This is a genomic window from Paenibacillus agaridevorans (assembly GCF_018604145.1).
GTDB classification, from domain to species: domain Bacteria; phylum Bacillota; class Bacilli; order Paenibacillales; family Paenibacillaceae; genus Pristimantibacillus; species Pristimantibacillus agaridevorans.
Genome location: NZ_CP075889.1, coordinates 2,494,613 through 2,517,806 on the forward strand (window position 1 = coordinate 2,494,613; position 23,194 = coordinate 2,517,806).

27 protein-coding genes are annotated in these 23,194 nt (G+C 45.6%); 1 reads left to right on the forward strand and 26 read right to left on the reverse strand.

The window, feature by feature from the left end; all coding sequences use genetic code 11:
• Positions 1–135: 135 nt before the first annotated feature.
• From KJW29_RS10250 to ehuB, 23 genes are all read right to left on the reverse strand, one after another.
• A complete protein-coding gene (locus KJW29_RS10250; RefSeq protein ID WP_214629726.1) occupies positions 136–441 on the reverse strand; it encodes a hypothetical protein in 306 nt (101 codons plus the stop codon).
• 54 nt (positions 442–495) lie between these two features.
• Positions 496–741, reverse strand: coding sequence for a hypothetical protein (locus KJW29_RS10255; protein ID WP_214629727.1), 246 nt, complete (start codon positions 739–741; stop codon positions 496–498).
• Between the two features lie 42 nt (positions 742–783).
• Complete coding sequence (locus KJW29_RS10260) at positions 784–1,185, reverse strand: DUF4062 domain-containing protein (protein ID WP_214629728.1); 402 nt, start codon at positions 1,183–1,185, stop codon at positions 784–786.
• Positions 1,186–1,373: 188 nt separating this feature from the next.
• On the reverse strand, positions 1,374–1,787 hold the full coding sequence (locus KJW29_RS10265) for a WapI family immunity protein (protein WP_214629729.1): 414 nt from the start codon (positions 1,785–1,787) through the stop codon (positions 1,374–1,376).
• 162 nt (positions 1,788–1,949) lie between these two features.
• The gene (locus tag KJW29_RS10270; RefSeq protein ID WP_214629730.1) at positions 1,950–2,507 is read right to left on the reverse strand and encodes a hypothetical protein; all 558 of its coding nucleotides are present in this window, start codon (positions 2,505–2,507) and stop codon (positions 1,950–1,952) included.
• A gap of 1,290 nt (positions 2,508–3,797) precedes the next feature.
• Positions 3,798–4,079 (reverse strand): hypothetical protein, encoded by a 282-nt coding sequence (locus KJW29_RS10275; RefSeq protein WP_214628993.1) that lies wholly within the window; start codon positions 4,077–4,079, stop codon positions 3,798–3,800.
• 300 nt (positions 4,080–4,379) lie between these two features.
• The gene (locus KJW29_RS10280) at positions 4,380–4,709 is read right to left on the reverse strand and encodes a low molecular weight protein tyrosine phosphatase family protein (protein ID WP_214631078.1); all 330 of its coding nucleotides are present in this window, start codon (positions 4,707–4,709) and stop codon (positions 4,380–4,382) included.
• 794 nt (positions 4,710–5,503) lie between these two features.
• Positions 5,504–5,785 (reverse strand): hypothetical protein, encoded by a 282-nt coding sequence (locus KJW29_RS10285; protein ID WP_214628993.1) that lies wholly within the window; start codon positions 5,783–5,785, stop codon positions 5,504–5,506.
• 141 nt (positions 5,786–5,926) lie between these two features.
• A complete protein-coding gene (locus KJW29_RS10290) occupies positions 5,927–6,757 on the reverse strand; it encodes a tyrosine-type recombinase/integrase (RefSeq protein WP_246608681.1) in 831 nt (276 codons plus the stop codon).
• Positions 6,754–7,044, reverse strand: a complete 291-nt coding sequence (locus KJW29_RS10295; protein WP_214629731.1) for a hypothetical protein — start codon at positions 7,042–7,044, stop codon at positions 6,754–6,756. Before KJW29_RS10295 ends, KJW29_RS10290 begins: the two co-directional genes overlap by 4 nt.
• 129 nt (positions 7,045–7,173) lie before the next feature.
• Positions 7,174–8,703 carry a methyl-accepting chemotaxis protein gene (locus KJW29_RS10300; RefSeq protein ID WP_214629732.1) on the reverse strand — a complete coding sequence of 510 codons (1,530 nt, stop codon included), beginning with the start codon at positions 8,701–8,703 and terminating at the stop codon, positions 7,174–7,176.
• A gap of 177 nt (positions 8,704–8,880) precedes the next feature.
• Positions 8,881–10,437, reverse strand: coding sequence for an ABC-F family ATP-binding cassette domain-containing protein (locus KJW29_RS10305; protein ID WP_108992915.1), 1,557 nt, complete (start codon positions 10,435–10,437; stop codon positions 8,881–8,883).
• A 155-nt stretch (positions 10,438–10,592) separates the two neighbouring features.
• Positions 10,593–12,188: an MDR family MFS transporter gene (locus KJW29_RS10310; RefSeq protein WP_214629733.1), complete on the reverse strand. Its 1,596-nt coding sequence runs from the start codon at positions 12,186–12,188 to the stop codon at positions 10,593–10,595.
• 72 nt (positions 12,189–12,260) lie between these two features.
• Complete coding sequence (locus KJW29_RS10315; RefSeq protein WP_087569224.1) at positions 12,261–12,719, reverse strand: MarR family winged helix-turn-helix transcriptional regulator; 459 nt, start codon at positions 12,717–12,719, stop codon at positions 12,261–12,263.
• A 138-nt stretch (positions 12,720–12,857) separates the two neighbouring features.
• Positions 12,858–13,379: a DUF2179 domain-containing protein gene (locus KJW29_RS10320; RefSeq protein ID WP_214629734.1), complete on the reverse strand. Its 522-nt coding sequence runs from the start codon at positions 13,377–13,379 to the stop codon at positions 12,858–12,860.
• A gap of 12 nt (positions 13,380–13,391) precedes the next feature.
• Positions 13,392–14,282, reverse strand: coding sequence for an ectoine hydroxylase (gene thpD, locus KJW29_RS10325; RefSeq protein ID WP_214629735.1), 891 nt, complete (start codon positions 14,280–14,282; stop codon positions 13,392–13,394).
• Between the two features lie 72 nt (positions 14,283–14,354).
• Positions 14,355–14,753, reverse strand: coding sequence for an ectoine synthase (locus tag KJW29_RS10330; protein WP_214629736.1), 399 nt, complete (start codon positions 14,751–14,753; stop codon positions 14,355–14,357).
• 26 nt (positions 14,754–14,779) lie between these two features.
• Positions 14,780–16,105 carry a diaminobutyrate--2-oxoglutarate transaminase gene (gene ectB, locus KJW29_RS10335; RefSeq protein ID WP_214629737.1) on the reverse strand — a complete coding sequence of 442 codons (1,326 nt, stop codon included), beginning with the start codon at positions 16,103–16,105 and terminating at the stop codon, positions 14,780–14,782.
• Complete coding sequence (gene ectA, locus KJW29_RS10340; protein WP_214629738.1) at positions 16,102–16,656, reverse strand: diaminobutyrate acetyltransferase; 555 nt, start codon at positions 16,654–16,656, stop codon at positions 16,102–16,104. The genes ectB and ectA overlap by 4 nt, the downstream gene beginning before the upstream one ends.
• A 40-nt stretch (positions 16,657–16,696) precedes the next feature.
• Positions 16,697–17,515 (reverse strand): ectoine/hydroxyectoine ABC transporter ATP-binding protein EhuA, encoded by an 819-nt coding sequence (gene ehuA / locus KJW29_RS10345; RefSeq protein WP_281426348.1) that lies wholly within the window; start codon positions 17,513–17,515, stop codon positions 16,697–16,699.
• A gap of 25 nt (positions 17,516–17,540) precedes the next feature.
• Complete coding sequence (ehuD, locus tag KJW29_RS10350; RefSeq protein ID WP_214629739.1) at positions 17,541–18,203, reverse strand: ectoine/hydroxyectoine ABC transporter permease subunit EhuD; 663 nt, start codon at positions 18,201–18,203, stop codon at positions 17,541–17,543.
• A gap of 9 nt (positions 18,204–18,212) precedes the next feature.
• Complete coding sequence (gene ehuC, locus KJW29_RS10355) at positions 18,213–18,863, reverse strand: ectoine/hydroxyectoine ABC transporter permease subunit EhuC (RefSeq protein WP_214629740.1); 651 nt, start codon at positions 18,861–18,863, stop codon at positions 18,213–18,215.
• Between the two features lie 3 nt (positions 18,864–18,866).
• A complete protein-coding gene (gene ehuB / locus KJW29_RS10360) occupies positions 18,867–19,757 on the reverse strand; it encodes an ectoine/hydroxyectoine ABC transporter substrate-binding protein EhuB (protein WP_214631081.1) in 891 nt (296 codons plus the stop codon).
• A gap of 460 nt (positions 19,758–20,217) precedes the next feature.
• On the opposite strand from ehuB, the gene KJW29_RS10365 reads away from it, so the two are divergent.
• Positions 20,218–20,514 (forward strand): hypothetical protein, encoded by a 297-nt coding sequence (locus tag KJW29_RS10365; RefSeq protein ID WP_214629741.1) that lies wholly within the window; start codon positions 20,218–20,220, stop codon positions 20,512–20,514.
• 92 nt (positions 20,515–20,606) lie between these two features.
• Here the strand turns inward: KJW29_RS10365 and KJW29_RS10370 are convergent, their stop codons facing one another.
• From KJW29_RS10370 to KJW29_RS10380, 3 genes are all read right to left on the reverse strand, one after another.
• Entirely contained in the window at positions 20,607–20,873 is a 267-nt protein-coding gene (locus KJW29_RS10370) for a CD3324 family protein (protein WP_087569232.1), read from the reverse strand.
• Between the two features lie 411 nt (positions 20,874–21,284).
• Entirely contained in the window at positions 21,285–21,917 is a 633-nt protein-coding gene (locus tag KJW29_RS10375) for an SGNH/GDSL hydrolase family protein (protein ID WP_187100460.1), read from the reverse strand.
• 84 nt (positions 21,918–22,001) lie between these two features.
• Complete coding sequence (locus tag KJW29_RS10380; protein ID WP_214629742.1) at positions 22,002–22,967, reverse strand: EamA family transporter; 966 nt, start codon at positions 22,965–22,967, stop codon at positions 22,002–22,004.
• Between the last annotated feature and the right edge of the window lie 227 nt (positions 22,968–23,194).

Here is a 23,194-nt window from a genome sequence, read left to right on the forward strand (position 1 = left end):
CGGTCCGCCGAGTCGGAGACTTAGCCAGTGCAGGGTTGTCCGCTGAATCCACATCTTTGAAAATACTCCACGTGGACCGAGGGCGAATGCCCGATGCGTGAATGCGGTGTTAAGCGAAGTTACCAACTTCTTTGTCTACTCTTTCAAATCACTTTTGCCTCTTTTTATTGCCCTCAGTTTGGTGATTATTTCATCGCCATACGGAGTTAGCGACCAATAAGTACCTGTATCTCTTAGGCTTCGCTGACGATTATTTTTAATTATTAAGGCAAGAGCTCTAAATTGAATAATTATGGTCTGAAAATCAGACTCGTCCACCCATATTTTTTCAATAGTTTTACCTTTCATTTTTTCGCCATTCATTATCTCATTCTTTTCAAGTTCCACAATGAAATCATTTATTGCGGATTCTAAACGTACTTCATTTGCCTCGTCAATCATAAACGGTGCCAATCGGAAGAAAATAACATTCCAATTGGTTTGTAAATAAGATGCTCATTTAACACGTTTATATGTTTTTGAATCTCTCGAAATGTAGTAATAATTAATTTTTACATTATCTTCACCTTGAGCCAACTCTTCAGAACCAATTGTAACTTTTGATTTATATTCTGCTAACTGATTCTCAAGCTCTTCTATGTGCCTACGCAACTTCAGTAGTTCTTTTGTCGAGCTTTCGTCTGGAACTTGATCCGCTCTAACCCAACCGACTGCCGGTGAAGTTTTGATTAGTCTGATCAAGCTCCTAGATACCATAGAGCCAAGGTCGGAAGGTGAATTCCACTACTTCACAAGCTTCTTTTCGGCCAACATTCTAAATTGCTCCAGTTTGACAATATTCTCTTGAGTTCTTTCCGTTCTATTGGCTGGTAATTCACCAGGACTTTTATGTAAGAAAGCAATAACTGGTTTTCCGCAACTAACAGCATAGTGATACTCCATTTCTGTATAACTTATCCCTTCGGGACCAATTGATCCATATCGCCCTCCGATAATAACCATGTAATAATCGCTATCTTCAATTACCTTTTTAATTAGACTCCACTGATCATCATTAGCTGCTGGGAAAAGCTCCATCCCTGAGGGGATACAGTCCAATTCTAGTAGCGCTTGCATGACTTCTTGCCTTTCCTCTATTAGATCTTGGTAAGTAGAACTTATGAATACTTGATATCGCTTCTCCATTTTATTCCTCCGGGTTAATGAATTGATTTTTGGTAATTTCGCTTAACGTTTTGTATGTTCACGACGCTCGACGAAGTCGAGTGTGTCTGGCTGATTCAACTTCCCTGCTAATTCCATCTGTCCGGACCGAGGGCGAATGCCCGATGCGGGAATATGGTGTTATGTGAAGTACCTGACTTCTTGGAATATCAATCAAAAATCTTATTTAATTCTTTTACAAGTTCATTCAAATAGGTTTGATCTGATTCAATATTAAAAGTTAATTCATTGTCCTTATCATGTCTCTCTCTAAAAGTTCCCTTTACTTCTATATATCCTCTGGTTTTATACTCAATATTCAATTCTAATGTTCCTTCATAATTATTTAATTTAGCTACTCCCTTACATCTTTTATGTGCCTCTATTAATTCTATATAGAACAATCTAATATCTTCAATTGAAATCCAAAGAACACCTGAAACTGAATAATTACCACTTTTGATTTCTATTCCTGCAGCATCAATTGTCTCATAGAAGTTCTTCTTTTCTGTATTACTCATTTCACAGTAAAGTGTTAATGTTATCAGGCCCTCATCACTTTTAATGATTTGAATGGTTTTCATATTACTAACCTCTTTGTAAAGTAATTTATATGGATTTCAGGTATTTCACATAACGTTTCGTATATTCACGACGCCCGGCGAATGCCGGGTGCGTCCACAGCAACCACTGCCTTGAAGCCGCTTCTGGGACCGAGGGCGAATGCCCGATGCGGGAATATGGTGTTATGTGATGCCTGTGCCTTCCCTGATTCGCTCCAAAATTCCCACAATTTTCAATCCTTCAATTTCTTTAATATCAATATTATAAATCTCTTTTATTCTTTCTTGTTTTTCCAATATTGAATCATCAGTCCAGCAAAAATCATACATCGATGATTCATCGGAGATAAACACTCCATTGTAATCCATCTCAAAGATATCTTTAAAGAATTGAACCGCCTCTATATCAAAGTTGTCTATTCTGGCAACACTTGCAAACTTAATTTTCACTTTTGTTCCTGGTCTTGGTAGTTCATGACCTTCTGATTTATAAACATCAAATTTCTCTTTAAGTTTTATATACGCCTCTTTTTTTGAATGTCCATCACCATTCATCCAATACCAATTAATGATCCTAGCTTCCCAAGGAAACATAGTTAGATTCGTATCAGAAAGATCTAGCATTTCTTGCTGCCTATACTCAATGGGGTAATCGTTAAGCGTCCACTTTGTTTTAAATTGTGAAAGAACTAATCTGTATATCCTCTTAATTGGCCTTGATAACGTAGCTAATCGATTCATTAAATTGATCTCCTTTAAATATCTGCACAGGTTTCACATAACATTTCTTGTGTTCACGACGCCTGACGAAGTCAGGTGTGTCCACAGCAACGCCTTCCTTGAAGCCGCTTCTGGGACCAAGGGCGAAAGCCCGATGCGTGAATATGGTGTTAGCTGATGCCCTCTCATCATTGAATATCCTTTCAAATATTAATTAATTATTATACTTCTTTCATTTATCGTTCTTTGTTTTAGAGTCTTTTTTTGATTCAATTCTTTTAATTAGTCTTTCAAACAATACTGCGAGAATTGACGCTAAAAAAACAATAATGATAGATTCCTTAATATTTTTTTGGTCATAATCTTTCCAATTAGTAATTAAGTTATACAAACCATATACTATGATTATGGGAGTTAAAACTCTAAATAATATTGTAAGAATTTTTGAAATTAAGTTATTGAATCTTTCGAATTTTTCTATTGTTTTTAATGTAATTAATAATGTGGGAATAAGAATTAATATTATTAAAATCATATTCCACCTTCCAATTCCTTTTTTTTAAGAGGGTTTCAGCTAACGTTTCGTATATTCGCAACGTCCGACGAAGTCGGATGTGTCCGGCTGATTCAACTTCCCTGCCAATATCTCCTGCCGGACCGAGGGCGTCAGCCCGATGCGTGAATATGGTGTTATATGTTGCCGGCGACTTCCTCGAAAAACTTACAAGCGAATTTCTAAATATCTTTTAAATTTCAGTTATGATTAAAGCTACTATTAAAAAGAAAAGTGAAAACAACATATATTTCAATATTCTAAACTTCATTTCTAATATATTTCTAATTCCTTCTGCTCTTGAATAATAAAATAAGTTCCCCATAAGTAAAGTGAACAATACTAGTACAGAAACCAACAGTCCTATATTTCTTTCTCTCATATTAAAGTACAGGTACATAATCAAAATTAGTGACAAGAAAAAGCCTGTAAAATAGTACTTTATTCTAGCTGCTAATTTGAATCTTTCCCTATTCTTGAATCCTTCTACAACACTCCATAAAGATAACAGAAAAATCCCACTAAGGATGATCCATACTATTATTATGTTTCAAGCACTCCTTCTTTAATTTTCATATTTTTTTGCCGGTTACATATAACGTTTCGTATATTCAGGACGCCCGGCGAATGCCGGGTGTGTCCACAGCAACCACTGCCTTGAAGCCGCTTCTGGGACCGAGGGCGAACGCCCGATGCGTGAATATGGTGTTATATGAAGTAACCAACTTCTCGAACATCTTTCACAATTGTATTCGTTCTTAAATATGCTTTATTAATATCTTTCCTTTTGTGTTTAGCGCTTGCTCTTCGGAAAGGTCAACAAGTATTCCTATAATATCTTTTCTAATGTTCTTTATGTTGCTTCCATAATTAAGAATTTCGATGCCTTTAATAGCAATTTTCGTTTTTTCATTTGATTGATATCTTAAAGTATCTCCGATCTTTAAAGAGACATCAGAATCATTGAGAATAAGTGTGAGAACGTAACCTCTACCAGTAATTTTGAATACCTCTTCGACCTTACATTCTAAAGAAGACAAACAACATCACCGCTCTTTTAGGTTTGAAATCTGGTTATTTCATATAACGTTTGTGTATTTACGAATCTTCACTGCCTTAAGAGACCAGGGAACGGACGCGACGCGGTTAGGCTGTGCAAGGTTGTCCGGTTGACTATGCTTCCCTGCTACTGATACAGCTACTTTGAATACCCTTCTTCCTACTTCCGCCGGACCAAGGAGCGATAGCGACGCAGCGTGAATACGATGTTATGAGATGTTGGGGGCTTCCAGAGGTTACTTATAAAATCCCTATATATCTTATTATTCTTTATCAATCTTTCAATCAGGCACTTCAATATATTCAGATACTCTTGATTTCAATATTTCTATTAACTCTTCATCCATAAATTTGTAGTCATCAGGTATATCCAGACATACTAATTGTTTATTCATTAATTTATTTAAAAATTTATCTTTGAGTCTTCTAACATGTTTTTTCTCCATTACAAATATAATTTCTGCCCAGCCAATTAATCCTTCGTTCACTTTTATTCTTGCATTTTCTTCTGTTCCAGCAGATCGGACATCATATTCGTCATAAATTTCAAAGATCTTTTCTGCAGTTAAACTACGCCATTTATTTCGGCTACAAATAAATAGTATTTTGATTTGTTGTCACCTGCTCTTATTGTTTTCTTTTTTTGATCTTTATAGTGTTACCCCGATTTCTCATAACGTTTCGTATATTCACGACGTCCGACGAAGTCGGATGTGTCCGGCTGATTCAGCGTCTCTGCCAATATCATCTGTCCGGACCGAGGGCCGAATGGCCCGAAGCGCGAATATGGTGTTAGCTGTAGTTGACAACTTCTTGAATCCACTTTCAAAAAATACTTGTTTTATATATTTATCTAATCCCAGTTGTAAATCACATAAACTGATTGGCACAATATAATGATCAAATAACTTATATTTATTGCGAACTTATATTTATATTTCCTTATATCAGTTATAAAATCATCTGTGTTTAATCCTTCACAATATAGCTTGTTTTTTGCATTCTTATAGGCTTTTAATAGCATTCTGAATTCAAGTATTCCCATTAGACCCCACAACAAAGTAAAGACTAATAGTAAGGCATTAGCAAGAGATAAAAGCATCCCCACTCCTAAATCTGTTATTTTTATAAATCTATAGGACAGGTGCACTCCAACAGTTATCATACAAAGAAGTATTCCTATCAAACTTAATATTGGTTGGGGATTTTTAATTTGTTTCTCCTACCTTTCGGTCAATTTCAGCTAACGTTTCGTATATTCACGACGCTCGACGAAGTCGAGTGTGTCAACAGCAACCGCTTCTTTGAAGCCGCTTCTGGGACCGAGGGCGAACGCCCGATGCGTGAATATGGTGTTATATGAAGTAACCAACTTCTCGAACATCTTTCACAATTATATTCGTTCTTAAATATGCTTTATTAATATCTTTCCTTTTGTGTTAAGCGCTTGCTCTTCGGAAAGGTCAACAAGTATTCCTATAATATCTTTTCTAATGTTCTTTATGTTGCTTCCATAATTAAGAATTTCGATGCCTTTAATAGCAATTTTCGTTTTTTCATTTGATTGATATCTTAAAGTATCTCCGATCTTTAAAGAGACATCAGAATCATTGAGAATAAGTGTGAGAACGTAACCTCTACCAGTAATTTTGAATACCTCTTCGACCTTACATTCTAAAGAAGACAAACAACATCACCGCTCTTTTAAGTTTGAAATCTGGTTATTTCATATAACTCCTTATTTCTGTATTACAATAAAATGCTGAATACAGTGGTGTTTGCGTATGGTGTGAATAAAACATCTGAAAGCCCATCATTATTTTTCCCATTACAAGTCCAAAGGGCTTTTAATTCGGCTGATGTTTTTCGTGCTGACATGCGTATATCGCTCCGTCGTTCTGCTGCTCTGATGTCCCAGAAGTTCCTGAATATACCGAAAATCGATGCCTCCCTCAAGCAGATGAGTAGCGAATGAATGCCGCAGAGAATGTATCCCTGCTTGTTTAACGATTCCTGAACTGGCTAAGGCTTGCTCGAAGATCTTCTGAGCGGTTCGTTCCGTTAACGGCTTGCCCGCGTATTGACCAGGGAATAACCATGGCTCTGTATCTCCATGCTGTATTAGGTAAGAATGGAGCACGGCAAGCGCGTGGTCCGACAATGAGGTCAGTCGATCTTTTCGCCCTTTCCCCTGTCGTACTCGCAAAGTCTTGCGTTCAACGTCAATGTCTTCATGTCTTAGTTTTACAACCTCGCTTACCCGCAGACCAGACGAATACGAAAGCATAAGCAGCGCCTTGTGTTTCTGATTCTCCAATGCTTCGAATAAACGTTTGACCTCTCCCAAGGACAACACTTGAGGAAGTCTCGCTTCTTTCTTCGGCCTTACATAAGAAGTATCATCCTGAATCGACATCACCCGCATTCGAAAAAATTTGATCGCACTGATCGCTTGATTGACATAGGAATGGGATCGTTCATTCTCCAGAAGTCGCAAGGAATAGGATTGAACGGCCTTTGTATCCCAATACTGCCGCCGGATTCCCGAAGGAAAAGATAATATCGTTCCATAAGTTTCAGATAAGCACGGATTGTCGTAGCCGAAAATCCCCTTATTCGCATCGCTTCCGTCATTTTCTGTCTGCTTTCGGGATCTCATATCTTTTGTATGCGTTTGTCTGTACGCTGATTGCATGAATCCAAATCATCATGATGAAACAAATAACATTCTTCCATTAAAGCCGAGTCAGCACGCAAATGTTCATAGCCGGCTATTTCAATGAGTTGCTCCAGCAGATGTAGCGTGTAAGGGAATTCCCATACCTTTAATTCCGGCTTCCATCTGCTCCCTTTCAGAGCTTTCATATACTTGACATAATCGGTATTAAATTCTTTCCAAGAAGCTCGGATCTTATATTCGTCTACTTTTACTAACGTTATTGTCATCAGAATTCCCCCCCATTATATCATCCATGCAAAATACTGGAAACAAAAAAGGAACCAAGTCCTAAGACTTTAGTTCCTCTGGTTCTTCCAGCGAAATTCAATTTATAGTTATATTCTAACTCATGTTGACTATCGGTTTAAATCCTTCTCCAAGTTTTGAGTCAAACCTCTTAACTGGCGTATCTCTTCGTCTACCTGCACAGCGGACTCGGTCTGAGACTGGCTGGCAGCTGTCAATTGTTCCAAAGCTAGCCAGTTATGATGAACGGCGGTCATGATGTCTTTCATACCATCTGTAATAACTGCAGAACCTTTAGACATGCCTACCATCTGCTCATTCATAAGCCTGACGAACCTGATTGTCTGAATGATAAGATTCTGCACATGCTCGAAGCGATCTTGGAATTGGGCAAGATGAAGCGTCGAATTTTTCACCAAATCGCGACCTTGCTCCATATTCCGATAGTTATCCACCGTTTCCCGATGTATATCCGCAATCATCAACTTCATCTCATCCGACACGGTGCGGCTTTGCTGCGCTAGCTTTCGGATTTCCGACGTAACAATGGCAAATCCCCGGCCTTGTTCCCCAGCGCGTGCTGCTTCAATTGAAGCATTAAGGGATAACAATGCGGTCTGATCGGCAATAGTCTCAATGGCCGCCAGACGCTCCTGAGCTTCGGAAGCGGATTTACGGGTTGTCGCCATCGATTCGCTTAATGCCTGAATCGCTTTTTCAATTTCTTGTTGCTTCAAACCAATCTCTTGTACAAGCAGATCGCTTTCCCCCATGATGTGTTCGGTTTGTTCCGCATTTTCCTTCAAGGAGCCAGATGCCTCCATCCCCTGATAAACGATTGATCCCATTTCGTTCAGCTTTATTTCCGCCATTCCGACAGAACGATGTTGCAAATCCAGCCGAGTAGTCACTTCGTCAAAGGACTTTCGCATCTCTGCATTGGCGGCAATATGCATTTGGGACTTTTCCGCAACGATGTCGGTTGATAGTTGAATGGATGTTGACAGTTCTCTGACCCTACTGATCAAGTCGACTAGCCGTTCCTCTTTGGCAGCCTTATCTTGTTCAAGCTTTTGCGTAATACGATGTTTCGATCGGATTTGAAGGATGGTTGCGCCGGATGTAAGCAGCAAGAACAGAGCATGAATGATCAACATAAGTACTGGATAAGAATTCGTACCGAAGATGATCTGGGGGAACCAAACAAATCCGACCAAGTGCTGAATCGCAAATAATACTGTCATTAACGTTATTAACATGACGTTCTCATAATAGGCTAATGCTGCTATGACCATAAAAATCGAGAAATGAAATTCGACGCCACCGCCGCTTCCGCTTATGATAGCAATGCTTGACAAGGTTAGCGTCAAAGTATTTAACCATGGTAACATTTGATGGTTTCTATTGGCAATAAACGTATAAATAGCTGCTGCGAGTGTAACAAAGGGTAATATTGCTAATAGAAGAATTGAACTGGATACCCATCCGGCTGTGGGTACATGACTTGCCATGTCTCCATGACCGTGGCCTTCCGATCCTCCGATTACATGAAAAACTTGCGCTAGTCCGTATATTAACGCCGATAAAGCTGCAGCTGCAGCGGCAAGCAGCAACATTAACCGATTTTTTTGATCGAACATGATTTTAATAACTTCCTCTCCGAAAATCCGATTGTTTTCGCATTGCAACAATACATTTTATACTTTAAAACTGAACATTTTCTGAAATCTTATCTACATAGTTACTTACCACAAAAAAACCTGCTTCCTTGGGTAATAAGGAAACAGGTTTGATCAACCACTCTTATTCTATTGCGATTAAAAAACTTTTGTCGTCCAGGACTCGCAGTTCCAAGTCTCAGTCACGACGTCGCGATAAAATTCCGGTTCGTGGGAAATAAGCAGAATGCTCCCCTTGTAAGCCTTGAGCGCGCGCTTAAGCTCATCCTTCGCGTCAACGTCCAAATGGTTTGTTGGCTCGTCGAGTACGAGCAAGTTGGATTCGCGGTTGATCAGCTTGCAGAGGCGAACCTTTGCTTTCTCGCCGCCGCTCAGAACCGTGATTTTGCTCTCGATATGCTTGGTGGTCAGGCCGCATTTTGCCAACGCCGCACGTACTTCGAATTGGGTGAAGGAAGGGAACTCGTTCCAGATCTCCTCGATACAAGTGTTGTAGTTCGCATCCTTGGCTTCCTGAACGAAATAGCCGATCTCCAAATTTTCGCCGAGCTGGACATGGCCGGAGACAGCTGGTATTTCGCCCAAAATGCTGCGCAGCAATGTCGTCTTGCCAATGCCGTTAGCGCCGACAAGCGCAATTTTCTGTCCGCGCTCCATGCGGAGGTCAAGCGGACGGGAAAGCGGCTCGGAGTAACCGATGACGAGATCTTTGGCTTCGAAGATAACGCGGCCTGCGGTTCTGCCTTCTTTAAAATTAAACGTCGGCTTCGGTTTCTCCTTGGCCAGCTCGATGACGTCCATCTTATCCAGCTTCTTCTGACGGGACATCGCCATATTCCGGGTAGCTACGCTCGCCTTGTTCCGCGCCACAAAGTCCTTCAGATCTGCAATTTCTTGCTGTTGGCGCTTAAAAGCGGATTCCAGCTGCTGCTTCCGCATCTCGTGCACTTCCATGAAGTGGTCATAGTCGCCGACATAACGGTTCAGCTGCTGATTCTCCATATGATAAATCAGGTTAATGACGCTGTTGAGGAATGGAATATCATGCGAGATCAAGATGAACGCATTCTCGTATTCCTGCAAATAACGCCTTAGCCACTCGATATGCACTTCGTCAAGATAGTTTGTAGGCTCATCGAGGAGCAAGATATCCGGTTTCTCGAGCAACAGCTTGGCCAGCAAAACCTTCGTCCGTTGACCGCCGCTCAGATCGTTAACGTCCTTGTCGAGACCGATATCCGTCAGCCCGAGTCCGCGAGCGGTCTCTTCGACCTTCGCGTCGATCATATAGAAGTCTTGATTCGTCAACGTATCTTGGATCGTCCCAACATCCTCCAATAACTTCTCGAGCTCCTCTGGCGATACGTCGCCCATTCGGCCGTACATGTCGTTCATCTCGTTTTCCATGTCGAACAAATATTGAAAGGCGCTCTTTAGAACGTCGCGAATCGTCATGCCTTTGGTTAATGCCGCATGCTGATCCAGATAGCCGACGCGCATACGCTTGGACCATTCCACCTTGCCGTCATCCGGCTGCAGCTTGCCAGTAATGATGTTCATAAAGGTCGACTTGCCTTCGCCGTTCGCGCCAATCAAGCCGATATGCTCGCCTTTCAACAGACGGAACGATACATCGTTAAAGATCGCACGGTCTCCGAAGCCGTGGCTGAGACGTTCTACATTTAATATGCTCATGAATGACACCTTTTCTGTAAGAATTTCATACTCCGCTATATTATAATCGTTATCGCCCCGTCAACTCAACACCAATCGGCAGAAAAGACAAAGAATCGCCCCATATCCCGTATATCATGAATGATATAAGGATATGGGGCGGTAAATTCTTTAGGTTAGACGGCTTCAGCTTGAGGCTCTTGCTCCGGCATTTTGTTGGAGGTGCGAAGCGGTATCTCCCTCAGGAAGAAGGAAAGAATCATCGCAACGACGACTAGCGAAGCTCCTGCCAGGAATACGACCGTCAGCGAATGGCTAAGCGCATCTCTCAGCATGTCGATCATTTGAGTAATCAATGGCTGAACGTCTGCAGGAAGCGTCTGCTGAAGTTGCTCCAACTTCGGTTGATCCAGCAACATCTCCGGATTCTGGAAGGCCGACAGCTCTTTGGCCAGCTCCGGGTCCAGTTCGTCGAAGTGAAAGCCCGTACTCGACGACGACGCTTCCTTCATGTTGCGTACAAGCGCCGACTGCATGATCGTTCCCATAATGGCAATACCGATTGTGCCGCCCAGGTTACGGAATAGCTGAGACGAGGATGTAGCGACACCGAGCTCAGTCGGCTTAACGGCATTTTGTACCGTTAGGGAGAAGACCGGCATGCCTACGCCTAGTCCGATACCGAATACGATCATCGCGATGACCGCAACCCATACGCTGTTCATGAATGCCATGATCAGCAATCCTGCAACCATAATCGGCATTCCGATTATGGCATAACGTTTGTATTTGCCCGTCTTCGTAATTTGACGTCCGATAATGGTACTCATAATGACCATCCCGATGGACATTGGCATTGTAACGTAACCCGAATAGGTTGGCGAAATGCCTTCTACCCCCTGCACGAAGAATGGCAAGTAGATCAGGGCACCCATCATGCCGGCGTTCATCAAGAAACCAATGACGTTAGAGATCGTTACGATATCATTTCGGAACAAGGACAACGGAAGTACAGGGCTTTTGGCATGGCGTTCGACCAAAATAAAGAGTATAAGCGAAATAATCGCTGCGCCGAACAGTCCGAGAATTTCGAAAGAAGCCCATTCGTATTTGCTGCCTGCCCAAGTAAAACCCAACAGCAAGGCAATGATGGTGATGCTGAGGAAAAACGAACCCGCATAGTCGATGCTCTCGGATGGTTTGCGTTCAACCTTGGGGAACAGGAACAGAATCATAAAGAAAGCAACGACGCCAAGAGGCAGGAAGATCCAGAACAGCCACTTCCACTCCATGTTGTCTACCAGCCATCCCCCGAGAGTTGGTCCGATGACGCTGGAAAATCCGAAAACGGCCATCATGACGCCGGTCCACTTGCCCCGCTCGCGCGGCGAAAACAGATCCCCGACTGCCGTAAAGACGGTAGCCATAATAATGCCGGCGCCAACACCCTGCACACCGCGGTAAATAATCAGTTGAAAGATATCCTTGGAGAAGCCCGTTAATAATGCGCCGATCATAAATATAACGATACCTGTCAAGATAAATGGTTTCCGGCCATAAATATCGGACAGCTTGCCGACAAGTACGGTCGCAAGCGTTGATGTTAACATATAGATCGTAATGACCCAGCTATAATACTCCATTCCGCTTAGTACGGCGATAATACGCGGCATAGCTGTGCTTACGATTGTCTGATTGATCGCCGAGAAGAACATAGCCGCAATAATCGCGAACATGATACTCATCTTGCGTTTATGTGTTAGATGTTCCATGTTGATTTCTCCCTCATTCTCTTCAAAAATAGGATGCCGGTTTTCTGTCTTAGTTGTATACCTTACATGCCTTTAGTTTGCCTCATTCGATAAAGTTTGAGCCGAAGCCACCAGCTTCTCCATAAGAACGGTCACTGTTTCAACTTCGGCCGAACTCAGACTCTCCATATATTTCGCCACGATCTCCTTCCGAAGTTCATGCGATTTCTTGATAATATCTTCACCCGCTTCCGTTAGACGAACCCTAATAACTCTCCGGTCCTTGGCATCGTTCTCCCGAGTGACATAACCCGATTTACCCAAACGATCAATCATCGCGGTCACTGCGCCAGGCTGTACGTCCAGTTTCTCCGCCAGCGCTGTCAGCCGGCAGCTCCCGCTCTCCCTGATAAAATGCAGCATGAACATTTGAGTGCTTGTCACTTGCACGTCCATCTGCTTCATCATCTCAGCGGAAAAAATTCGATTTAAGTAGATCAGGGATCGTTGGAATCTCATCACGAACGTTTCCATCTCATCACCTCGAATCATTTACTTCACCGCTATATATTTCAACTATTGAAATATTAACTTCTAAAATACTTTTTGTCAACGTCCTTTCTTTACCGCATCCGCAGGAGACAAAAAAGAAACCCAACCTCATTACTGAAGTTAGGTTTCTCTTCATTATTATTTTTCCAACAGCTTCGTCCAAAAACCTCCGCGAAAGTGACGAGGTTCATGCGAGATGACAAAGGCTTTGGGGGCCATTTGCTCGATCCGCTCTAACAGCTTTCTTTCATTGCTGCGCTTCACAAGCACTTGCATGATAAGTCGAGGACCTGAGCGACCTTCGCCTTGCCATGCGGTCACTCCGTAACCAAAGCTCCTCAGTTGATCCTGCAAACCTGTGTTCACGGTATCCGTAATAACTTGAATGACGGAATACCCAAGCGCCAACGCTTCCTCGATCCGGCTCCCCAGATAGACGCCGATTCCGAAGCCCAAGCAATACGCTGCTATGTACAGGGGGCTGGACAAATTGTTTAATACAATCTGCAAACCGACGATATAGACAAAAACTTCCACCATGGCTAATAGGGATGCCGCATTCCGTTTTCCTTTTATCACCAGAATTAGACGAAGAGTGAACAGTGTTACGTAACAAATATTGATTCCCATGATTAATGCAATGATCATTAGCGCGTTCATAGAGTTTCACGCTTAGTTGCGGCAAGCGATATAATCCGGACGTGGCTGTTGACCCGAGAAAGGATCGACCAGGCGATTGTTTATGCTGTTATAGACCATGAACACGTTGCTCCGGGGGTACGGGGAAATATTGCTGCTGGAGCCGTGCATCAGATTGCAATCGAATAACAGCACGGAGCCGGCTTTGCCGACCGGCATTTCGATGCCTCCCGCGTCAGCCATCTTCGTCAGACTATCGGGATCCGGCACGCCGTATTCCTGTTTGCGCAGTGATTCTTTGAAGTGGTTCTCGGGCGTCCGTCCCACGCAAGAAACGAATTGCTTATGCGAGCCGGGGATAACCATCAACGGTCCATTGAAGGGATGATTGTCGCTTAGCGCGACAGAGCAGCTCAGCGCCCGCATGGCGGGCATGCCGTCCTCGACATGCCACGTTTCGAAGTCGGAATGCCAATAAAATTCCTTGCCCGTGAAACCCGGCTTGAAGTTGATTCTTGATTGATGAATGTAAGTCTCCGAGCCGAGCAAGTAGTTCATGATCGCTTTGAGCCTCGGGTGCAGGGACAGGTCACGGAAGACGCCGTTATTCTCGTGAACGGAGAAGACGGAACGAACCTCTTTGCTTTGCGGCTCGCGAATGACATGAGCCTCATCGCGGTCGCTGTAGCTCTCCTGCAGCCTCGCTAGCTCCTTACGCCATGCTTCGACTTCATGCTCGGTGAAAAACTCTTCCAGGAACAGATAGCCGTTGTTCTCGTAGAAGGCCGATTGCTCCTTGGATAACGGACTAGCGTCAGACCACTTCGTATACACGACGGGATCGAGTCGCTCCGTGAGCTGTGGTTGATCGGCAATGCGGGAAGGGTAACGGTCGACATGAGGATTGGCAGTAGAATTGGACATAGAGAACATCTCCTTCTTGGGAATGAATATAGAATCACTTTTCTCTAAGGCAACTAAAGCAACGACACAAATTCACGGGGTTTCGACTGCTTCCGCTTCGAGCGGATAGACGCCATCTTTGTCGTGTACTTCGGCTCCAGTAAGCGGTGGATTGAATACACAAACCATGCGCAACTGCTTGCTGGCACGGAGCAGATGTTTTTCATGACCATCCAGCGCATACAAAACTCCTGGCGTAATGGGGTAGGTTTGGCCTCCGATTACTTCTATCTCTCCTTCGCCTTCGATGCAATAGACGGCTTCGACATGGTTCCTGTACCAGATCAGCGTCTCCGTTCCCGCTTTTATAATCGTATCGTGCATGGAGAAACCCATTCCGTCCTTCTTAAGCAGCAATCTTCTCGAATTCCAGGTTTCGGCATCAATATCGTCCTTCGTGTCCACAACGTCATTCAGTTGTTTGACGATCATAAGCATTGCCTCCAGTTCTTCATCATTTATCGGCGAATGCCGACCGGTTCCTTTTGTTCTGCAAAGTCAAATTCATACATTTCGCTCAACGATTCTTCGATTTTTGCAATACCTTCAGCGAGCAGCTCCTTTTCGATCGTCAAAGGAGGCATCAGCTTCGCTACTTCGTCACGTGAGCCAGAGGTTTCCATAATCACTCCCCGTTCGAACGCATTCCGGCATAATCGACCGGCATCATCCGGATTGTTGAAAACCAGCCCCTGGATCATTCCCTTCCCGCGCACTTCTATAATCTTGCCGACGTATCTGGCCGCAGCGCGCTCGAGGAACTTGCGAATCGAAAGGGAGTGTTCTTTGATCCGCTGCTCCAGCGTGCCATCCTCCCAGAAAGCAATCGCCTCCGTCGCTGCCACGAACCCGAGATTATTGCCACGGAACGTTCCGTTGTGCTCGCCAGGATTCCAGATGTCATACTCCGGCTTAATAAGCGTAAGCGCCATTGGCAGTCCGTATCCGCCAATAGACTTCGACAAGCAGACAATGTCTGGCCGTATCCCCGCTTCTTCGAAGCTGAAAAACGTGCCCGTGCGGCCGCAGCCCATCTGCACATCGTCAACAATAAGAAGCATCTCATGTTCGCGGCAAAGGCTCTCGAGTCTTTGAAGCCACTTTGCGCTGGCCTCGTTCAACCCGCCTTCACCCTGCATGGTCTCAACGATTACAGCCGCCGGTTTATCGACTCCGCTTCCCGAATCGTTAAGCATTTTCTCCATCAGAAGCGATGTATCGAATAGCGGCCCCATATACCCGTCATACGGGAGGAACGTCGTGCCCGAAAGACTAACTCCCGCTCCGCCCCTTTTATAGGCATTGCCTGTTGCAGCCAGCGATCCTAGCGACATCCCGTGAAATGCATTTGTAAAGGCAATGACATTCGTCCTTCCCGTAACCTTCCTGGCGATCTTAAGCGCGCTCTCGACGGAATTCGTTCCGGTAGGACCGGGGAACATGAGCTTGTACGACATTCCTCTGGGCTTCAAAATCTTATGCTGAAATGTCAGCAGAAAACGTTCTTTCGCTTCCGTTGCCATGTCAAGACTGTGCGTTATGCCGTCGTTCATCATATAGTCAACGATTCGTGATCGAATCTTTTCGTTGTTATGTCCATAGTTCAACGCGCCGGCGCCGGCGAAAAAATCAATGTATTCGCGCCCTTTCTTGTCCCAGAGCCTGGCTCCCTTCGCTTTGGCGAATACCGTATCAAAGCTTCTGCAGTAGCTGCGAACTTCCGATTCCAATTGTTTGAACACATCCTGATCTATTGAACCGATACGATTTGGTATGGCTGTCATCTATGAATCTCCTCCGTTCGTTGTGATTTGATGTTTAGCAACCCTTCTCGGTCGAACGGACCGATTCGGAACAGCAACTCGTCATCATGACCTTCCGGATTTGGGAATAGACCTGATTCATATTTGCTCGCCATCGTACTTTCCGCATTCAGCGACTGAGCCATCCCCAGGAATAAGCTTCTGGACGGAATGTTGTTCGGTCCAATGGTCGCCTCCAGATAACGAATGCCTTCATTTTCTTTTCTGTCTATCAATTCTCGCAATAATCGTCTTCCAACTCCTTGGCCTCGAAATCCGCCATCTACTGCGATCTGCCATACAAATAACGTTTGCTCATCCGCAGGCTTCCGGAACGCGGACACAAAGCCGACAATACGATCCTCGGACTGTGCGATACAGCAAGTGTCGCGGAACATATCGCATAACATCAAGTAGCTATAGGCAGAATTCAAGTCGAGGCCTCCCGAATCCCGGACTAGCCTCCATACTTCGCTCCCGTCCTTCGACTCGGGTCTGCGATACAGAATGGCAGGCGGTTCTCTTCTATTCATTTTAATCTCCTCCTTTACGATGACAATTTCTAATGCTGCTTTAACGGAACCGGCCAAGGAAGGTCTGAAGCCGCTCGCTTCGGGGACAATCGAATATCTCCTCCGGCGTTCCTTGTTCAACAATGAGTCCGTCAGCCCCGAAGACGACGCGGTCGGCCACCTCTCTGGCGAATTCCATCTCATGCGTTATGAGCATCATAGCCGTCTCCCGATCCTCCGCGATCTCCTTAATAACGTCTAGTACTTCGCCAACAAGCTCGGGATCCAAGGCCGAGGTAACCTCATCGAAGACGATGACTTTAGGCCGAAGGACTAACGCGCGCGCTATAGCGACACGCTGCTTTTGCCCGCCGGACAGCCTTGAAGGGTATTCGTCCAATTTGGCCGCGAGCCCCACCTTCCCCAGCATCTCGGCGGCGCGTTCCCGCGCTTCGTCCTTGGGTACCTTAAGAACGGAAATGAGTGCCAGCGTGACGTTGCGAAGCGCCGTAAGATGCGGGAACAGGTTGAAATGCTGGAACACCATGCCGATCTTTTCTCGCATCCGATGAAGATGTTTCTCGTTGGCGCGTACAAGCTGCCCCCGTTTGTCTTTCATTTGCCAGAGCGTCTCTCCTTCGATCGTAATCTTTCCGCTCGTAGGTTCTTCCAGCGTCATCAGCATGCGTCCAAGTGTAGTCTTGCCAGAGCCGCTTGGGCCGATAATGGCTAACTTTTCGCCCGCATGTAGCGAGAGATCAATGCCTTTGATTACCTTGAGATCTCCGAATGACTTCGTGACGCCTTCATACAGAATAATCGGCTGTTCCTGAGTTGCTGCGGCAGCCGTATCCTGCTTTGGCATATATAACGCATTCATCTTGCACTAACACCTCCTTTCACGGCTATCCAGCCGGTTTGTCGCGAAACCGCTTCTCCAGCCTGCTAACGCCAAGGGAAAGTAGCAGACTGACGACGATGAATATTAAGCCGGTTATGGTATAAGGCTCGAATGCGCGATAGGAGATGGAAGTCTCGTTCTTCGTTCGCATGAGCAGCTCGACGAATGTAATCGCCGACAAGATTGGCGTTTCCTTGAAGATGACAATCAGATAATTGCCCATTATGGGGATGACGGGCGGAATCGCCTGCGGCAGGATGACCGCGAACCACGTTCTGAATTTCGAGAGATTCAATGCCGTAGCAGCCTCCCATTGGCCTTTCGGCAGCGCGTCAATGCTTGATCGGAACACCTCCGAGAGGTAACAGGCGTAATGCAAACCCAGACCGATCACCCCGGTCGCGAACGCTGACATGGCAAGCGGTGTCAGCATCGGCAAGCTGTAGTACAGGAAGAACAGCTGTACGAGCAGCGGCGTGCTTCGAATGAAGTCGACGACTCCCGTCGTCGCCCTCTTCACGAATTTGTTAGGGGATCTGGACGCCATGGCGAGGAGTATCCCGAGAAGAACCGCCATGATGAACCCGCCAAATGCGGCGGCTAATGTTGCCGGCAACGCTCGCAACAGCTTCGGCAGCAATTCATAAACATATTCCCATTCCCACATATTACATCGTCACCTCCAGCCAGCCAGCTTGCGTTCAAGCAGCCGAACCGACCAAGACACGCAAGAGGACATCAGATAATAAATAAGGAGAAGCAATCCGAATATGATCGGGGTATGGGGATAATAATTGTTTCTCAAAATCATGGCTTCGTAAGTCAAATCGGCCATTGTAATACAATAGACAAGAGAAGTCGACTTCAGCATCTCGATAGACAGATTCCCCATTGGAGGAAGCATCCGCACAAAAGCTTGAGGAAGCACGACACGGATAAATGTAGTGTACGGACGCAAATTAAGCGCGATGGATGCTTCATATTGTCCCTTTGGAACTGCAAGTACGGAGCTTCTGACTATCTCTCCTCCGTAAGCGCCGATGTTAAGTCCAATCGCAAGCACGGCAGACCATGTCTTGCTGAGCTCCAGTCCGGCGACCGGAAGCGCGAAGTATACCCAGAACAGCAGGACAAGCAGCGACGAAGCTCGAAACAGCTCAATATAACAGCCCGAGATCCAACGAATTGGAGTAAGGGCAGACAATCGCCCCATGCCCGATAATGCGGATAAGGAAAATGCCAGAAGTCCTGCAAGAACCGTTATTCTCAAAGTGACGACTGCTCCGTCCATCAAAAAGGGCAGCCACTGTCCGATGGGAACATTCATGAGTTAAGCTTGCGGAGAGCAAAGCTGCGGCGCTGTAACGTCTCCTGGCAACTCCTGTTCGGTAAATCCGAATTGCTGCAAAATTTGCAACAGCTCTCCATTCTCTTTCATAGAGTCAAGCTCCGTGTTAAACGCTTCTTGCAAGGAAACATCATCCAATCGGAATGCGGATGCCCCGTAGCCCCTCACGCTGTTGCCGTCAACCGTCGGTTGTTCGAAATCCATGACTCGCTCCAGGCCCTCGTCTCCCGCTTGATCCAATCTGGACTGCAGCGCGGGTCCCGTCATTGTCATGGCATCGGCACGACCGGATTGCAACGCGCTTATTGCTGCATTCTGATCCGGCACGATTACCATCTGCGCCTCCGTTACGCCGCTTGCCTCGAGATATCCAATCTCGACCGCTCCCGACATGACTGCTACTTTGGCATCCTTGTTCTCTGCAATTGCTTTGTAGCTTGTTAAATTCAGCGGGTTGCCGGCTTTGACCGCCAGACCTTCCCCGATACTGTATTCCGGATTGGCGAACAATACCGCTTCGCAACGTTCCGGGTTAATGAACATGCCCGCGGCGATCATATCGAATCGTTTAGCCTGCAGACCGGCAATCAAGCCTGAAAATTCCGTCAATTCAGCCCTCATCTCTTCAATGCCAAGCCGCTTCAAAATCGTTCGCGCAATTTCGACCGCTTCTCCCGTCAGCTCGCCGTTTTCATCTTTGAAAGCGTACGGGTTCTCTCCTGCGAATCCAATCGTTATGTACCCTTGTTCCTTGACTTTCTCCAAGGTGCTTGCCGCATTTCCGTTACCTGATTGACCTCCATCGTTTTTGCCACTGTTCCCGTTTTCGGAACATGCGGTTAAGAGCACCATTGTCGCCAGGATCAGCATCATCCACTTTTTACGCACGTTGCGTTCCACCAGCCTTTCGCTACGTTTTTTTCGAACACTTAAAAGGCTAACATGAATCCGGCTGGAGGTCATTTCCATTAATTCGGCATATCCTCTCCTATTTAAAGCTCTCCTAGGTTGAGCGTCGCTGACCCCATGTGTCCTCCCAATTGCTCCCATATCCTGCCCGATCATCCTTAATTCGAACGTTTACTGACATCTTCATCTATGTTATATAATATAAGCTTATAATCAGAGGAACTGATTTTCAGATTATAAATAATCATTTTTGTTTATAAATTTAAAATTGACGATGGCCCATAAAATTCCTGGAAAAAGGATCGGTCTTTGTCGATATCTATTTCAAACGGAAGTCAAGTTGCGACAAACATTTCGCCTGCGATCTGTTAGCATAGTTGATATGTCGCCTGAGTCGCCTAATCATTACAGAGGAGAGTTGCAAATGAAGTTAATTATGAATCAACATTTCCAAAATGAAACGATCGCTTTCGACGGATTTTCGTTTAGTAATTGCACGTTTTCCAATTGTGTTATTCTTATCACGACGCTGGATTTTCACTTCGAATCTTGTTCTTTCTTCGGCTCTACCCTGCATGTGAATCCGGATTTGCCCATATTCGACGTATCCCACCGATTATCTCAATCGGATTACGACTCCGAGACGCGCTGCTATCGGGATGATTATAAATATCCAAGAACGAAGGTAGCCCTTCCTTCAGCAACGACTTCATCCGTGTAAGCATACAAAAGAACCTCCGTTCCCGGCATCTGGCGACAGATAAGGGAATCGGAGGTTCTTTAATTATGGATATGATGCGATTGTTCATCTCATTAACGGGCTTTCACGATGATCTTGCGAATGCTTTCGCTGGACAGATGATACTTCCGTTCCAGCTCCGCGACGGTTGCGCCGTTGACATAACATTGCACGATCTCCTTATTGCGTTCCGCAAGCAGCTTGCGGGTGCCGCTAACCTCTCCCCAGCTCGCGCGCTGATTCGCCGGCTTCGGGATATAGATGAGGTCGCCCTGAATATATTTTTGGAGCTCTAATAATAGGCTAGGGGGAAGCACGTCTCTTCCATTTTTGTAGTTCACGTTCAAAATCCTCCTCGAACTGGTCTATACGATTGTAATGCGCCGCTTGGGACGCAGATGGCTGAGCGGCAATACTTGTTTGATTCATGATGCGGAAATCAATCATTGTAATCATCCTCCCTTTCTTCGAATTTGGGTTTTTGCTGATTCCGTTAAAAGGAACCGCCTTTCCATTATAAAGAAAAACATTCCATCGCACAATGCGAATCGTTTCCAGAAATTAAGAAGAGGCCTTGGCGGCCTCTTCTGTATCGATGATTCTCTCCGATTACTCGGAGATCACCTCTACGTTGTGATTCAATTGGATCATCTCCTTTCGCGCGTATTTCGTCGGCCCCGACACCCTTATTATAATTCCAAAGAATGGGCATAGGGTAGCGAAAGAACTTTTTATAAAGAAACTTTACCAGATTACCCCTTAGCGCCAACAGCTCTTAGCCAGGCATCCGCGATTAACCCATGCCCTGCCGGCGAAGGATGTACGCCATCTCCTGCCCAATACGAGGCGCCCGTGGACATGCTGGCTGCAGCAAATAACCCGTCCAGCGGGACGTATAACGTCTTGAATTCCTCCGCCAAGGAACGGACAGCCGTAATCTTTGGATCGAGATCCTCTCTCCAGCCCCTACGGTCCTCCGGCACCGGCAATACAAACGGTTCAATTAGAATAAGCGAAGCATCCAATGATTCCTTTGTGTTTATAATGAGACGGCGGTACCCTTCGTAATAGCTCTCTGCGGATGTCGGATTGTTGCTGTCATACTTGCGCCATGTATCGTTGATTCCGATGTAGATGGAAACCATGGTTGGCTTTAAATCCAGACAATCCTCCTGCCAACGCCCTTCCAGATCAACGACGCGATTGCCGCTAATGCCGCGATTCAAGAACGTAACATTCTTTTCCGGATATTTAAATCCGAATTCCGACGCGATCAGATTGGCATATCCAGTTCCCAGACTGCTCCCTACTTCACGATTTCTGCCGCAATCCGTAATGCTGTCCCCCTGGAACAACACGACGGCTTTATTGCCGATAACTGTCATCCTAACTCCCCCAGTCCAATTGATGAATTCATGACAAGCAAATTGTCAAATCCAACAAAATTGTACGCCTGGGGAAGTTCGTTGTCAATGATTGACAACAGTCACGCGCCTAAGGCGCTTTAGCCATTCCGGTAAAGCCACGCCCGCGAGGACGATGGCGACTCCGATCCACTGCAAGAAGCTGACTTCTTCGTGCAAAACAACCGCCGACAACATAACGGCAACCGGAAGCTCCGCTGCGCCGAGAATCCCGGCCAAGCCTTCGCCGATATGAGGAATGCCGTAAGCGAACAACAGCGGCGGAATGAATGCCCCGAAAGCGCCAAGGCGCAACCCGAACAACAGCAATGGGCTTAATAAATCGCCATTCCACAGAAATTGCGGCGGGAACAGCACAAATACTAGCAGCATGGCTCCAAGCATCATCCATTTGCTGCGATCTGCAGGCTCTGCATCCGGCACTGCTTTTCCATTAAACAACATAAAGAGCGTATAACTGACGGCAGCCATCAGTCCCAGAACGATACCGCCAAGATGAAAGGCTCCAGCGCCAGGCTCGGCCAGACCGGCCGCAAGCAACGTACCGCCAAGCAGAATCGCCAAGGTCAAATAAACTTTGCGCTCCGGCAGTTTGCGAATGCGTACCGCTTGAATAAGCACGCCCATCCAGGTGAATTGAAACAGCAGCAGGATTGCGACGGAAGCCGGAATATACCGCAACGATTCATAATATAACAAGCCCGTTATAGCCGTAGGCAATCCCGCAAGCATCAGCAGCAGTTTTTGTTTGAGCGTTAAAACAGCTTTGGTCCGCATGTTTGTTTGAGGCCCGTTTGCTTGATGGCTTGCCATGTTCGTTTGCCGTTTAACGGCTTGCTTCTTTCGCATGTGCAGCCCAGCCGACAACGCCCATGTAAGCAGAAAGCCGATCATCATTTGACTGCCAACAACCTCTCCCAGCGTATAACCATGGCCATAAGCCAGGACAACGAATGTGGACAAAATGCCGTAGCTGGCCGCACCGAGAAACACGGCTACCATATGTTTCATGTTTGTTCCCTCACTTCTCTCCTATTTAATCGACAGAGCGGCAATATGACGCGCGATAATATTCACTTGTCCCGATCGTACTGTAGGACAACACGCAAAAAAGCTACGCGCAACGACCGCTGCGCGAACATCGTTTACGCAGCTGTGTCGTTATTCGTAGCAAGGAAGTTAGGCTTCCCGTAGAACCCCCGCCCTGTGTCTCAACCGTTATGCGGAGTTATACGAAT

What these genes read in the sequence shown, in the direction of transcription:
- KJW29_RS10250 (WP_214629726.1), bottom strand. Translation starts at nt 441, where the DNA reads ATGATTGACGAGGCAAATGAAGTACGTTTAGAATCCGCAATAAATGAT.
- KJW29_RS10260 (WP_214629728.1), bottom strand. Translation starts at nt 1,185, where the DNA reads ATGGAGAAGCGATATCAAGTATTCATAAGTTCTACTTACCAAGATCTA.
- KJW29_RS10265 (WP_214629729.1), bottom strand. Translation starts at nt 1,787, where the DNA reads ATGAAAACCATTCAAATCATTAAAAGTGATGAGGGCCTGATAACATTA.
- KJW29_RS10270 (WP_214629730.1), bottom strand. Translation starts at nt 2,507, where the DNA reads ATGAATCGATTAGCTACGTTATCAAGGCCAATTAAGAGGATATACAGA.
- KJW29_RS10290 (WP_246608681.1), bottom strand. Translation starts at nt 6,757, where the DNA reads ATGAGATCCCGAAAGCAGACAGAAAATGACGGAAGCGATGCGAATAAG.
- KJW29_RS10295 (WP_214629731.1), bottom strand. Translation starts at nt 7,044, where the DNA reads ATGACAATAACGTTAGTAAAAGTAGACGAATATAAGATCCGAGCTTCT.
- KJW29_RS10300 (WP_214629732.1), bottom strand. Translation starts at nt 8,703, where the DNA reads ATGTTCGATCAAAAAAATCGGTTAATGTTGCTGCTTGCCGCTGCAGCT.
- KJW29_RS10305 (WP_108992915.1), bottom strand. Translation starts at nt 10,437, where the DNA reads ATGAGCATATTAAATGTAGAACGTCTCAGCCACGGCTTCGGAGACCGT.
- KJW29_RS10310 (WP_214629733.1), bottom strand. Translation starts at nt 12,188, where the DNA reads ATGGAACATCTAACACATAAACGCAAGATGAGTATCATGTTCGCGATT.
- KJW29_RS10315 (WP_087569224.1), bottom strand. Translation starts at nt 12,719, where the DNA reads ATGATTCGAGGTGATGAGATGGAAACGTTCGTGATGAGATTCCAACGA.
- KJW29_RS10320 (WP_214629734.1), bottom strand. Translation starts at nt 13,379, where the DNA reads ATGAACGCGCTAATGATCATTGCATTAATCATGGGAATCAATATTTGT.
- thpD (WP_214629735.1), bottom strand. Translation starts at nt 14,282, where the DNA reads ATGTCCAATTCTACTGCCAATCCTCATGTCGACCGTTACCCTTCCCGC.
- KJW29_RS10330 (WP_214629736.1), bottom strand. Translation starts at nt 14,753, where the DNA reads ATGATCGTCAAACAACTGAATGACGTTGTGGACACGAAGGACGATATT.
- ectB (WP_214629737.1), bottom strand. Translation starts at nt 16,105, where the DNA reads ATGACAGCCATACCAAATCGTATCGGTTCAATAGATCAGGATGTGTTC.
- ectA (WP_214629738.1), bottom strand. Translation starts at nt 16,656, where the DNA reads ATGAATAGAAGAGAACCGCCTGCCATTCTGTATCGCAGACCCGAGTCG.
- ehuA (WP_281426348.1), bottom strand. Translation starts at nt 17,515, where the DNA reads ATGAATGCGTTATATATGCCAAAGCAGGATACGGCTGCCGCAGCAACT.
- ehuD (WP_214629739.1), bottom strand. Translation starts at nt 18,203, where the DNA reads ATGTGGGAATGGGAATATGTTTATGAATTGCTGCCGAAGCTGTTGCGA.
- ehuC (WP_214629740.1), bottom strand. Translation starts at nt 18,863, where the DNA reads ATGAATGTTCCCATCGGACAGTGGCTGCCCTTTTTGATGGACGGAGCA.
- ehuB (WP_214631081.1), bottom strand. Translation starts at nt 19,757, where the DNA reads ATGATGCTGATCCTGGCGACAATGGTGCTCTTAACCGCATGTTCCGAA.
- KJW29_RS10365 (WP_214629741.1), top strand. Translation starts at nt 20,218, where the DNA reads ATGAAGTTAATTATGAATCAACATTTCCAAAATGAAACGATCGCTTTC.
- KJW29_RS10375 (WP_187100460.1), bottom strand. Translation starts at nt 21,917, where the DNA reads ATGACAGTTATCGGCAATAAAGCCGTCGTGTTGTTCCAGGGGGACAGC.
- KJW29_RS10380 (WP_214629742.1), bottom strand. Translation starts at nt 22,967, where the DNA reads ATGAAACATATGGTAGCCGTGTTTCTCGGTGCGGCCAGCTACGGCATT.